Source organism: Parapedobacter indicus (genome assembly GCF_900113765.1).
Taxonomy (GTDB): domain Bacteria; phylum Bacteroidota; class Bacteroidia; order Sphingobacteriales; family Sphingobacteriaceae; genus Parapedobacter; species Parapedobacter indicus.
In genome coordinates this window covers 244570-257683 of the sequence record NZ_FOQO01000008.1, presented here as the reverse complement: position 1 = coordinate 257683, position 13114 = coordinate 244570, and the positions used below count along the sequence as shown (strand labels likewise).

6 protein-coding genes are annotated in these 13114 nt (G+C 49.6%); 5 read left to right on the top strand and 1 reads right to left on the bottom strand.

Annotated elements, in window-relative coordinates:
* Position 1: 1 nt before the first annotated feature.
* A complete protein-coding gene (locus BMZ56_RS17165; RefSeq protein ID WP_090628763.1) occupies positions 2-1033 on the bottom strand; it encodes a LacI family DNA-binding transcriptional regulator in 1032 nt (343 codons plus the stop codon).
* 284 nt (positions 1034-1317) lie between these two features.
* Between BMZ56_RS17165 and BMZ56_RS17160 the strand changes: the two genes are divergently transcribed.
* The 5 genes from BMZ56_RS17160 (at position 1318) to BMZ56_RS17140 (ending at position 13104) form a co-directional block, all read left to right on the top strand.
* Entirely contained in the window at positions 1318-4419 is a 3102-nt protein-coding gene (locus BMZ56_RS17160; protein WP_177195187.1) for a SusC/RagA family TonB-linked outer membrane protein, read from the top strand.
* A 22-nt stretch (positions 4420-4441) separates the two neighbouring features.
* Positions 4442-6019: a RagB/SusD family nutrient uptake outer membrane protein gene (locus BMZ56_RS17155; protein WP_090628760.1), complete on the top strand. Its 1578-nt coding sequence runs from the start codon at positions 4442-4444 to the stop codon at positions 6017-6019.
* A 3-nt stretch (positions 6020-6022) separates the two neighbouring features.
* Positions 6023-7570: a glycerophosphodiester phosphodiesterase family protein gene (locus BMZ56_RS17150; RefSeq protein ID WP_090628758.1), complete on the top strand. Its 1548-nt coding sequence runs from the start codon at positions 6023-6025 to the stop codon at positions 7568-7570.
* Between the two features lie 467 nt (positions 7571-8037).
* Entirely contained in the window at positions 8038-11313 is a 3276-nt protein-coding gene (locus tag BMZ56_RS17145) for a SusC/RagA family TonB-linked outer membrane protein (RefSeq protein WP_090628756.1), read from the top strand.
* An 18-nt stretch (positions 11314-11331) separates the two neighbouring features.
* Complete coding sequence (locus BMZ56_RS17140) at positions 11332-13104, top strand: RagB/SusD family nutrient uptake outer membrane protein (protein WP_090628754.1); 1773 nt, start codon at positions 11332-11334, stop codon at positions 13102-13104.
* The last annotated feature ends 10 nt before the right edge of the window (positions 13105-13114 follow it).

The window sequence follows — 13114 nt, the reverse complement described above, 5'->3', positions numbered from 1 at the left end:
TTCAGCTCAGCGATATGGATGATTCGCGGATTACCAATTCGGGCTTCAATATTTCATAACGAAAGCGCTCCCCTAGTTCCTTACTGGCAAAATGATCCAGCAGGATTTTAGCAGAAAGCATTCCTAACTCATAAACGGGCTGCCAAACGGTAGAGAGCGGCGGAAAATAGTATTGTGCATAGGATTCATCGTCAAAACCTACTACGGAAATATCTTCCGGTATTCGGTATCCGTTTTCACGGATGACACGCATGGCACCGATGGCAACGGCATCATTGACCGCAAAAAGGGCATCCAGTTTTTTGTTGCGCGCGATAAGTTGTACGAAAGCATCCACGCCATAGTCCGAAGAAAAGCCATCGCTATAAACGATTAGTTCGGACCGGATCGGTATGTTGTTGTCGTAATGCGCATTCAGGTAGCCGTCGAGGCGTTGCTTAAAAGTAGGGAAGGCAATGGGACCTGCAATGTGAGCAATATTATGCCGGCCGGTTTTAATGAGGTATTCCACGGCTTGATAGGCCCCGTCATAACTATCTACCAGTACCTTATCGGCTTTATAATGCGGGCAATCACGATCGAAGATGACGAGCGGAATTCCAGCGCTTTTCAGTCGATCAAAATGATCAAATGTTTTTGTGCGGAAAGTCGGAGAAATCAGCACCCCATCCACACGAAGCAGGGCCATATCCTGCAATAATTTTTTTTCCTCTTCAAACGACTCGTTAGATTGGCAGATCAATAACTTATACCCTGCAGAAGAAACCATATCCTGTACACCGCTGATGACCGTAGCAAAGAAGTAGCTGGTAATCTCGGGCACCACTATGCCGATAATGCCGGTTCTTTTATTAAGTAAGCTTAATGCGAGCAAGTTAGGTTGATAACTGTACTTTTCGGCCAGTGCCAATACATTTTTTTTGGTCTCCGCACTGATTGAAGGATGGTTGTGAAGTGCTCGGGAGACCGTAGAGGGGGATACACCCAGTTGTTTCGCGATGTCAATGATAGTCGTCTGACGGTTTTTCTGCATTTGGGGTTATTAATTGGTAGTCGTATCGTTACGATGTCCCTAAGTTCGTTAAGATACGTCAGATAACCAAACGCAAGTTATCCCTTTACGCAAACCTTTGCGCTTGTATCACGAGGGAACCCCTTGATTTATTGCATGAAAAGCGATTAGTTTGCTATACAATTATAAGTTTGAAGAAATAGCAATTTCGTAGTAGGCTAATCGTAACATGGAGTTAATCCAAAGTTTTAATGCCGTATGTATACTTGTCGCGGAAAGTAGTCCGCTTAATTAAAATCGTTAATATGAGGAAAGTTTATCTTTTAAAGCTATCGGTGCTATTGATATTCGCTGCGCTGTACAGCAGCGTATATGCACAAGGTACGGTAACGGGCAGGGTTACGGACCAAAGCTCGGGCGAGCCGTTGGCAGGTGCCACGGTGACTGAAAAGCAATCGAATAGGTCGACCATGACCGACGAACAGGGTGCGTACACCATCCAGGTGTCGGCAAACGCCGTACTGATATTTTCTTATGTAGGGTTTCCCTCCATCGAAGAATATGTGGCCGGACGGGCGACCGTCGACGTGCAGTTGGGGGGAGAAGCCAGCGTGCTGGATGAAGTCGTGGCGATTGGATACGCGGTAAACCGGAAACAAGACTTGTCTGTGGCGGTGTCGTCCGTCAACGTGGGCGAACGGTTCAAAGGGCGTCCAGCCACATTGGGTAACATTTTGCAAGGCGAGATGCCCGGTGTGCGCGTACAACAAAGCGGCGACCCACGCGCTACCGGTGATATCAGCATACGTGGGCGCGGTAACCGCTCTGGCGATGGGGTACTGTATGTCGTTGATGGGGTACCCAATGCACCTTACAACCCGGCCGATATTGAATCGGTCACTGTACTGAAAGATGCGGCTTCTTCTGCCATATACGGTGCTTATGCCGGTTCGGGAGGCGTAATTGTCATCACTACCAAGAAAGCTCGGGCAGGCGAAGTGCGCGTGGATGTCAATGCGTGGAACGGTGTGCAGCAGGCTTGGCGGACGCCGGAAGTACTTTCTGCAGAAGATTTCAACCGATTGTGGAAAGACGCATCGACCGCAGCGGGAAGAAACCTCCCGCCTGTTTATGACCCCGCGCAATTTTCCTATGGCAATGTAACCCGTACGGATTGGGTCGACGAGATTTTTCGGTCGGGCCGCATGCAACATTATGACGTGACCCTCAGTGGGGGAACCGAATCGCTGAATGCCCTGGCATCACTTGCTTATGACGACGTAGAAGGTACGTTGTTAAACACATGGAATAAAAACCTGACGGCACGGCTGAACCTCGGTTTCAAAATCAATAAATGGGTAAGCTTGAATCAGAGTTTACTTTATGGATACAGCAATGGGCAAAGTGAAATCGGATCAGGCCATACCGGTGCGGTATTCAGCGCCATGGCGTATCCACGCTTCAATGAAATGTATGAATACGATGACTTGGGCAACCGACTTCCGAGCGGGACGGTTCCGCGGTGGGCCCTGGCTGAAGGATTCAGTGTGGAAGCCGATCTGCTGAACCCCGTTACCCAATTGCTGAACACGCGGCAGCACAATCCCACTAACCGGGTGTTTTCGCTATCCTCATTGCGCATAAAACCCATAGATGGATTGGAATTTAAGTCGGATTTTTCATACAACACTTCCAGTTTCCGTGGGGAAACCTTCACGGGAAGATTCACCGCCCCGGGAAGGACCATCGACGAAAATTACCACAACATCGGTTCGTCGTTGGACAAGAACTGGAACTGGGAAAACATTCTCTCGTATTCGAAAACGTTTAATGGCAAGCATTATGTGTCTGCTTTAGCGGCCTTTACGATGAATTATTCCACGGGGCGGAGCCACAATGTATACACCCGCGGCTACCAGTTCGAATATCCGCACTATGTGGTGTTTGAAAACGCATCTGACTGGAGTTCTGACAGGCCGGGCGAATCTATCTGGGAGGAATCCATCATCTCGCATTTGGCCCGGTTCTCCTATTCATACGACGATCGTTATTTTATCACCGGAAGTGTAAGGCGGGACGCTTCTTCCAAGCTGAACCCCGATGATAATTCCGATATATTCCCCGCAGCATCCTTGGCATGGAAGGTCACTTCTGAACCCTTTATGCCAAAGAGCGACGCATTGAGTTTCCTTAAACTCCGTGTTAGCTGGGGGCAAGTGGGCAATGTCCGATCGGTCCGTAGGTTCATCTATGCACCGCCTTATCGGCTAGGAGATTATGGTTTGTTCCTCGGAGAAAACTCCGATAGACGAGTGTTTGGCCTCTATCAAAATACCATCCCGAATCCGGACTTGAAATGGGAACGCGCTGAACAGGCGAATTTTGGGATCGATATTGGTTTTTTCAATGATAAACTCAATTTGACCGCTGATTATTTCAATAAGAAGACCAACGACCTGATCGAGCCGTTGCCAGTACCATCCGTAGCAGGTGTAGCCTCCCCTCCGGAAATCAATGTCGGGCAGGTTGAGAATAAGGGATTTGAATTTTCATTGGCCTACAATCAGCAGTTCGGTGATCTAGGGCTGGATTTCCGGGGAAATCTAGGAACTGTGAAGAATAAAGTGCTTAATTTGGGCAAGCGAACGATTGTGCCGCACTCGGAGGGTGTAAACTCGATGCAGCCCTTGCAATCGGTCGTGGGGCAGCCTTGGTACTCGTATTACCTGATCGAAGCCGATGGAATTTTCAAGACCCAGGAAGAGATAAACAACTACACCCATACCCATACCGAAACGGGCGAAACATCGTTAATCCAGCCCGCAGCGAAACCGGGAGATATTCGTTTCGTGGATTTCAATAATGATGGTATCATCAACGATGGCGACCGGCAATACATGGGCGCCTATGATTATCCTGATTTTTCGTATGGGTTTACACTGGGAGCCACGTGGAAAGGGTTCGGTCTGAGCCTATTTTGGCAGGGGGTTTCCGGCGTAAATGTATTCAATGGTGTACGGGCCATGTCTTCCTCCGGATTGAAAGGTTGGAATATGACCACAGACATCCTGCAATCATTTGAATACAATCCTAATTCCGGAGTACCGAGGTTGTCTTTCATCGATGATCCGAATGGCAACTATTCAAAAGTATCCTCCTATTTCTTAGAAAAAGCAGATTACCTGCGGTTGAAGAATGTAAACCTGTCGTACGCGTTACCCCGTAGTGTAGTCGACCGAATCGGTGGAGTGGGCAAGACCGATATACGGGTGTACGCCAATGCCGAAAACGTGTTGACGATCACCGATTATTCGGCGTTTGACCCCGAAGTAGGCAACTTAGGGATCGATGGCGGCCGGTTTCCCGTATCGCGGATGTTCAGTTTAGGAATTAACGTTTCGTTTTAAGAAGCAAATAGCCGTTTTGAAGATGAAGAAGATCTTAATGATAACGACGATCACACTGGTTGTGTTTACGTCTTGTAACAAATTTCTGGAATTCGAGCCGTATGGTCAACCTTCAGACTTAAGTGGTATGTCCGATGAGCAGGCCATGCAAACGGTGTATGCCTTATATGAATGGCAGTACAGAGAAGGAACTACGGGTAGAGGGTTTTTCTGGTATGAGAATGCCAGCGATGATATGGTGACGGGCCGCACGCAGGCAGAAGCGGCCAACATCAAAAACTTTATCGATAATGGATCGACGTCGCGGGATGTGCGTGACAATTGGCCGCAGATGTACCAAACCATCAATTACGCTAACCGGATACTTGCAGATATTCCGAAGGCAACTGCTATTTCCGACGAAGTACGCAATACCGTATTGGGCAATGCCTACTTCTGGCGTGCGTTTGCCTACCTCTGGCTTGCCCCTTGGTACGGCGACAACGGTCCCAATGGGGGAATTCCCATCGTGACAGAAAGTACGCCGACGGAGGAAATCGATGTGCCGCGTCCGGCGTCGGTACTCGAGAATTACCGAATGATTATCGACGATTTGGAAAAGGCGTCCGGATACCTGCCTTTTTTCGAGGATATTCCCAAAAGCGACTGGGGACTGACTCACAAAACTGCGGCATGGGGTTTCGCGGCAAGGGCAGCGCTATATGCAGCACAGTACGATGCGTCGTTTTACGATATTGCGATCGCCTATGCCGACAAGGTGATCAATTCGCAGAAACACCGGCTGCTGGACCAGTACGCCGATGTGTTTGAAATTGAAAACAACTGGAGTCCTGAGTATATACTCAGCGTAACGAGCAATGAGATCGATGGTTCGAAATGGCCAGGTATTTCCTTCCAAAACGCTGGTTTTGGCTACTACAACACCTGGGGATATTTTCAGCCAACACTGGAATTATACAACGCATTTGAAGAAGGGGATGAACGCCGGGCCGCTACCATTGTGGCACCCGGCGATCACGTTTCATTCATTGGCAATGATATTATTTGGCAAGTGAACCCGTCCTCCACTTCGAGCCCGACCGGAATGACCTTAAGGAAGTACCTGGCACCGTTCCGGGATGCTGACGCCATCGGCAAAACCGTGAATCCGGATGGGAACAACATGACCACGGACCTCAACATCTCATTGATGCGGTATGCAGAGATCCTGCTCATTAAGGCCGAAGCATTGATCTGGAAAAATGGCGAGGGAGATCCCGTGGCGAAAGGGCTGCTGGATGACGTCCGGGAGCGGGCCGGATTGGAACGCAATAGCCAAGCGACAAAAGCACAACTGAAGAATGAACGGCGTGTGGAGTTTGCCTTTGAATGGGGTACGTGGCGTCACCTTGACCTGGTTCGCTGGGGTGATGCGCAGGCGACGTATGCACAGCCACTGCACGGGTTTAAGGTAAATCTTGCAGGAGGAGCTATCTCCTCCTTGGAAGAAATAGAAGTGTGGCCTGCACGTCAGTTCGACCCCGCGGTACACCATGTATTTGCCATTCCGGTGCGCGAAGTTGCCAGTAGTGAAAACCTGAAACAAAATAAAGGTTATTAACCGATGAATACCATGCGCTTTCTCGGATGCGTTGGATTGCTGTTCGCTTGTTGCGCACCACTGCTTCTGGCTGCCCAACACGGACGTGTCTTGATACACGCGCACAACGATTACGAACAACGGATGCCGTTTTACCAAGCCTATGGACAACAGGCATATACCATTGAAGCAGATGTGTTTGCCACGGAGGATGGTCGCCTATTGGTAGGGCATGATCTGGAGGATTTGCAACCTCACCGTACGTTGGAATCCTTATACATCAAGCCTATTGTAGCTATGTTTGCTTCCAATGGCGGACGGGCCTGGACAGCTTCGGACAGCCGGTTTGTGCTGCTCATCGATTTGAAAACGCCAGCAGCGAGCACCCTGCGTCCTATCGTAGACCTCATTGCCAAGCATCCAGAGGTGTTCGATGCGGCGGTTAATCCCTATGCAGTGACGGTCGTTATTTCCGGTGATACGCCGCCTCCGACATCGTTTGATGATTTTCCCCGTTTTATCCAGTTTGATGGGCGGCTTAACACAGGGTATACCTCCCATCAATTGGAGCGGGTGGCGTTCATCAGTGCACCATTCTCCAGCTATGCAAGCTGGAACGGAAAAGGGGCCTTGATCGGCAAAGAAAAGAAGCAGGTGGCCGATGCCATCGAGAAAGCCCATGTATTGGGTAAGAAAATCCGGTTTTGGGGTACTCCCGACGGACCCACCGCTTGGGATACACTGCATACGATGGGAGTTGATATTATCAATACCGATCAGATCGAACGTTGTACCGAGTTTTTTTCAGGTTTCGGCAGACGCCAAACGCATGGACAAGCGGATCGACGTTTTGGAGATTTCCGGCTTATTGCCCACCGTGGGGGCGTCGTGGACGAGAATACAGCTGAAAACAGTTTACAAGCTTTGGAAAAAGCCATCCTCCGTGGATACTGCCGGGTAGAAATTGATGTGCGTATGAGTAAGGACAGCGTCTTTGTGGTGCACCACGATCGCAATTTCCTCCGATACTACGGGGTCGATACCCCTGTAACCGAAATGACATGGCCGGCTATGCGCAGACTCAAGGGCGATCGAGATAATCGAGTACACCGCTTAGAAGAAATTTTATCGAAAGCCAGTGGGCGTATAGGTGTAATGATAGACCTCAAAATACCGGGCAATGACACCGTCTTGCACGGCAGGCTCCTGCAAATGCTGGCTACGTATGACTTGCTGGCCGATGCCATGATGATAGGTACCGATGAATCGACCGACTTCTATCGTGGCAGGATTTCGCTGAGCTGTACACGGCAGCAATTGGAAGCCAATCGGAAACGGAGTGACTTTAACGCATCTTATTATTACTTGTTTTCAAACGACATCAGTGCGGACGATGTCCGGTGGGCCGACCGTCACGGCATTGCGGTAGTAGGTGCTGTCAATGCATGGGCACAGCAAGGCGATGTGTTGGGTAAAGGCGCGACATCCATTAAGAATCTCTCGGACGCGGGAGTACGTACCTTTCAGATTGATAGCATGTTTGATGTATTTTTTCCTGATGAAGTAAAATAACACCGCTAGCAATTATCGCGCAAACCTTTGCGTTGAGATAACTGCTCAATTGCTTGATTTATTGGGGGCAAACCAATTAGCTTTGTTAGTACAATTATAGATGATAAAAAGATATTGGCCGGTTCAGTCAGTTAAAACAAACGTAACTCAGGTTTAATCACCAGTTTTTGTATACGCGGTATCATTGTATAGGCATCTAGGTTATATCATTTCTTGCGATAGATAACGGTATATGCCAAATAAGTTTCAAGTTCATTAGTAAAGAGGAGGGCAAAAGATTGTGATCTCTTGATAAAAAGCGAACAGGTACGGCATAGTGACGTACCCGTTCAGGGTGTGGGAAAGCAGTATAGACTGGACATCTGAGGCTGTAATCCCTCTATGAGTAATACAATAGGTATCACCATGCCTTCAAAGATAAGGAAAAGAATGAATCTGACTCTTTTGAAGGCAAAAATTAGTGTACAATGAATCGTTTATTAGTAGGTAAATGGTATGTAAGAATAGCTTTACTTTATCTTATCATCTTTGTAAATGGGGCTTGGCTGCATGCGTTAGCCACTTCTAATACCCTTCAACAAACGGGCCGTATTGTGGGCCGCGTGACGGATGTGCAGGGAGCACCGCTTTCGGGAGCGAGCGTGCGTATCGCGGGCGAGCAACGAAGCGTGGCCACGGATGACGAAGGCCGATTTTCCCTTACGGTGACGCCGGGCGAGCACATCGTTGAGGTTTCTTACATCTCATACGGCACGCAGCAACAAACCGTAGCCGTTCGCGAGGGTGCAAGCGTGGACGTTAATTTTGTGTTGACCGAAGAAGCCGGCGCGTTGAGTGAAGTCGTGGTTGTGGGTTATGGAACGCAACGGAAGGTTAACCTCACCGGCGCCGTGGATCAGGTGACCTCAGAAGTGTTCGAGAACCGGCCTATTCCCAATATTTCCCAAGGGCTGGTGGGTGCAGTACCCAATTTGAATATCAAAATGTACGATGGAAAGCCGACCCAATCGCCCGCCTTTAACGTACGGGGAACGACATCCATTGGCCAGGGAGGCAGCGCATTGATTCTGATCGATGGTGTGGAAGGCGATCCAAGGATGCTGAACCCCAATGATATTGAGAGTATCTCCATACTGAAAGATGCTTCATCGGCTTCTATTTATGGTGCGCGTGCGGCATTCGGCGTTGTCCTGATTACCACAAAATCTGCGGCTGCGGGGAAAACATCGATTACGTATTCCACCAACTTGTCATCCAAATCGCCGACAACTGTCCCGGATAACATCACAGATTCTTACCCGTGGGCACAGGGGTTCAGTGATGCCTGGTCGCGATGGAACGACAATGGCAATACACCGACAGCTGTCAACAAGACGCTGCCCTTTTCGCCCGCCTACCTGGCTGAAATAAAACGGCGGTGGGAAGACCCTTCATTACCACGGGTTGAAGTGAATCCGTCCACGGGTGAATATCAGTATTATTACAGCACGGACTGGTATCACGAGTTGTATAAAGAACGATTCTTCGCCCAGGACCATAACCTAGCCCTTTCCGGTGGGAACGATAAGGCCGCATTCTACGTAAGCGGTCGCTATAACGGGCAAGATGGGCTTTTCCGCTACAATACGGATACCTACAGTATGTATAACCTGCGTGCAAAGGGAACTATTCAATTAACGCCGTGGTTGCAGTTGGAAAACAATACGGAGTATTCGCGCATGGAATACCACCAACCGTTGAACGTGGGGGAAGGAAGCGGTATCTGGCGCAATATGGCGGATGAAGGACACCCCTTGGCGCCGTTGCTCAACCCCGATGGTACCCTATCTTTTCCTGCAGCTTACACCGTTGGCGACTATTATATCGGTAGAAATGGCACAGATGAAGGACGACGTTTCCTCAAAAACCGGACTGCTGCGAAGGCGGAGTTTTTTGACAAAAGCCTAACCCTTCGTGGCGACTTTACCTTTCAAAGCATGGATATCGGGTCGCAACAAAACCGGGTACAGGTGCCTTACAGCCGATATGAAGGCGTAATTGGCTATACCGGTACGAATACCAACGACCTTCAAGAATTCAGAAGGACGACGGACTACCTGGCTACCAACGTATATGCTGACTATGTGAAATCATTCAACGATGCCCACAACCTGAGCTTGTTGGCGGGTTTCAACTACGAACAATCGTTGGAAAAAAGTTTGACCGCACGACGCAATGGTATTGTATACGCAGATGCCGATGATATCAACCTGGCACTGGGGCAGAGTATTGTAACCAGTGGGGGGAATAAGAAATGGGCCATAGCCGGTGGGTTTTTCCGGGTAAACTACAATTTTAAAGAACGTTACCTATTAGAGGTTAACGGTCGGTACGACGGATCATCGAAGTTTCCCACCGATCAGCAGTGGGCGTTTTTTCCCTCGGCGTCCATCGGTTGGCGGATTTCGGAAGAGCCGTTCTGGAACGTAAATTCTGCTGCGTTTTCCAACGTGAAGTTCCGTGCTTCCTATGGTTCGTTGGGTAATGGTAACATCGACCCCTATTCGTTTACCGAAAACTTTGCCATCTCGCAATCCGGCCGCATCATCAATGGCGTAAGGCCACAGCGCACCGGGCAACCGGGCGTCATACCCGCCGGATTGACCTGGGAGACATCTACCACCGGTAACCTGGGATTGGAATTTTCCAGTTTGAATAATCGCCTTCAATTTGTAGGGGATCTCTATCGGCGCTGGACCAGCAACATGTTTACGGTTGGGCCCACGCTGCCGGCGATCTATGGAACGACCGTACCGAAAGGTAACTATGCCGACCTGGAAACGACCGGATGGGAGGTCTCCGTGACTTGGCGCGATCAATTTGCGATGGCCGAAAAGCCGTTTACGTATGATATCCGGGTGACGATGGCCGATTACCGGGCGATCATCACCAAGTATAACAACAAAGATAGGTTACTAACGGATCATTATGCCGGGAAGCGCGTCGGTGAAATATGGGGCTATCAAGTGGAAGGACTGTTCCAGTCGGAAGAAGAGATCGCCAACTCGCCATCCCAGGCAAATGTACCCAATACGAATACACGCAAAAATTATGTGGGGGATTTGAAGTTTAAAAATCTGGATGGCGATGATATCATCTACCAAGGTGCGAATCAAGTGGGTGATTCAGGCGACAAATCCATTATCGGCAATTCGGAGCCACGCTACACCTATGGATTTAACCTAAATGGCGATTGGAATGGTTTTTTCCTTTCGGCATTCTTCCAAGGTGTGCTGAAACAGGATTATTATCCCTCGCCCGAAGCCCGTTTTTGGGGGCAATACAACCGTCCGTATAACCAATATCCGCGCTGGCAGGCAGACAACATGTTCCGTCCAGAGTTGGGCAATTTCGATGCGTATCTGCCGCGGCTAGTAGGGTATATCGCGCAGGGTACCGGACGTGCGCTGAATGTACCGAATGATCGGTACCTGCAGAATGCGGCCTATATCCGCTTACGGAATCTACAGGTCGGCTATTCGTTGCCCAAGAAGCTGATTTCCAAACTGCACGCCAATGACCTCAGGTTGTACGTTTCTGCGGAGAACCTATGGACCTGGTCGCCGATGTATAAATGGACCAAAGACACGGATGTGACCAATATTTACGGTTCAGACCGTGACCTGAGCGGTGGGTCGAGTGGCGACGGATATAACTATCCGATGCTCAAAACCATTTCAGTGGGGCTAACCGTTAATTTTTAACCAGCGAGGACGACAATCATGAAGAAATTTCAATATATCTTGGCGGTATTGGGTATGCTATCCTTTGCCGCCTGTGATTTGGACGAGATGCCTGTGGATACGGGAACAAATCAAGCTATATTCGGATCGGCAAGTGGGATGGAGCTCTATGCCAATTCATTTTATGACATCCTTCCTAACACGGATGTGGGGGTATTTCAAGGAGACGATAATTCGGATCTCGTCGCTCGTAACGGCGTGGATGACCTGCTGGCTCCCGGTGCGCTGAGCCCGATTACCAGCTCCGGATGGAATACGGGGGACTGGGACGATCTCCGCAATATCAACTATTTCATTGAAAATGCCGAAAAAAGTGCGGTGCCCGAGAAAAACCATTACATCGGCATGGCACGGTTCTTCCGGGCCTTGTTTTACTTCGAAAAAGTGCGGCGCTTCGGTGATGTGCCCTGGATCGACAAAACCATTGAAGTGGGGGATGAGGAAGCGTTGTATGGTGAACGGACAAGCCGTTTTGAGGTGATGGACAACGTATTGGCTGATCTAGATGATGCCATTGCAAACATTACGTTGACTAGTGACCCTTCCTGTACACGGATAACCCAGAACGTGGCGCGAGCCTATAAGACGCGGATATGCCTCTTCGAGGCTTCGTTCAGGAAATACCACACCCAGTATGAAATGCAAGCAACAGCTGACGCGTGGTTCCAGCACGTAGTAGACGCCGCGAATGCGATTACCGGTTTCACACTGCATCAGGCAACCATTCCAGAACGTTCTTACCGCGATTTGTTTATCACCAAAGCGCCTTATGCCGACGAAACCATTCTGGCGGTGGCATTGGATGCCAGTCTGCAGGTGTTCAGCTCGGCAAACCGTCGTTTTATCAGCCCGACTTACGGAAACCGGCCGAGCCTGACCCGTAACTTCGTGAATACGTATCTCAATTTAGATGGGACAGCTTTTACCGATGATCCCGGTTACCAAACGACGCCTTTCGTCGATGAGGTCAAGGATCGCGACCTGCGCTTACAGCAGACGATTCGCTTAGGCGACTACCACCGGACTGAAAATGCGATTCCGGTTGTGGCGCCACCCAATTTTAACCAGACATTCACCGGTTATCAACCTATCAAATGGTGCTACGATGAGCGGTTTCCTTATGATGACGAAAGCCGGAACGATAATGCGCATATTATTATGCGGTGGGGCGAGGTGTTGCTCAACAAAGCAGAAGCATTGGCCGAATTGGGTACGATGACCCCTGCGGATTGGACGGCTACCATCGGCGCTTTACGCCAGCGCGCAGGTATTACGGGGTCCACACTGACCACGATGCCCACCGCCGCTGATCCATATTTGGTGGATTATTACTTGGGTAAGTTTACCAATCCGATATTGCTGGAAGTCATGCGCGAACGGGCGGTTGAGTTGGTGTTTGAGGGGCTTCGCCCCGATGATTTGAGACGGTGGCATATCGGTGAGCTTTTCGAAGAAGCCCCCATGAACGGTATCTATGTGCCAAAGCTGGGCGAGCAAGACCTGAATGGCGACGGGGTAATGGACGTTTGCTTTTACCAAGGTACACGGCCAGCACCGTCTAATTCCACGGTGGCCTTCGTGGATGTATCGCCTTCTTCGGCAGTAGGAAGGATACAACTGTCTAACGGCACCTCCGGTGAAGTAATCTGGAACCCAGGGGAGCGCGAGTGGCTGGACAAAAAATACCTGTATCCTATTCCCCAAGCGGCGTTGGACGTGAATGAAAACTTGGGTCAGAATCCCGATTGGTAATAAAATAAAG

Bases quoted from the DNA above. Each gene is read 5' to 3' on its own strand.
- BMZ56_RS17155 (WP_090628760.1), top strand. From the start codon at position 4,442: ATGAAGAAGATCTTAATGATAACGACGATCACACTGGTTGTGTTTACG.
- BMZ56_RS17140 (WP_090628754.1), top strand. From the start codon at position 11,332: ATGAAGAAATTTCAATATATCTTGGCGGTATTGGGTATGCTATCCTTT.
- BMZ56_RS17150 (WP_090628758.1), top strand. From the start codon at position 6,023: ATGAATACCATGCGCTTTCTCGGATGCGTTGGATTGCTGTTCGCTTGT.
- BMZ56_RS17145 (WP_090628756.1), top strand. From the start codon at position 8,038: ATGAATCGTTTATTAGTAGGTAAATGGTATGTAAGAATAGCTTTACTT.
- BMZ56_RS17165 (WP_090628763.1), bottom strand. From the start codon at position 1,033: ATGCAGAAAAACCGTCAGACGACTATCATTGACATCGCGAAACAACTG.
- BMZ56_RS17160 (WP_177195187.1), top strand. From the start codon at position 1,318: ATGAGGAAAGTTTATCTTTTAAAGCTATCGGTGCTATTGATATTCGCT.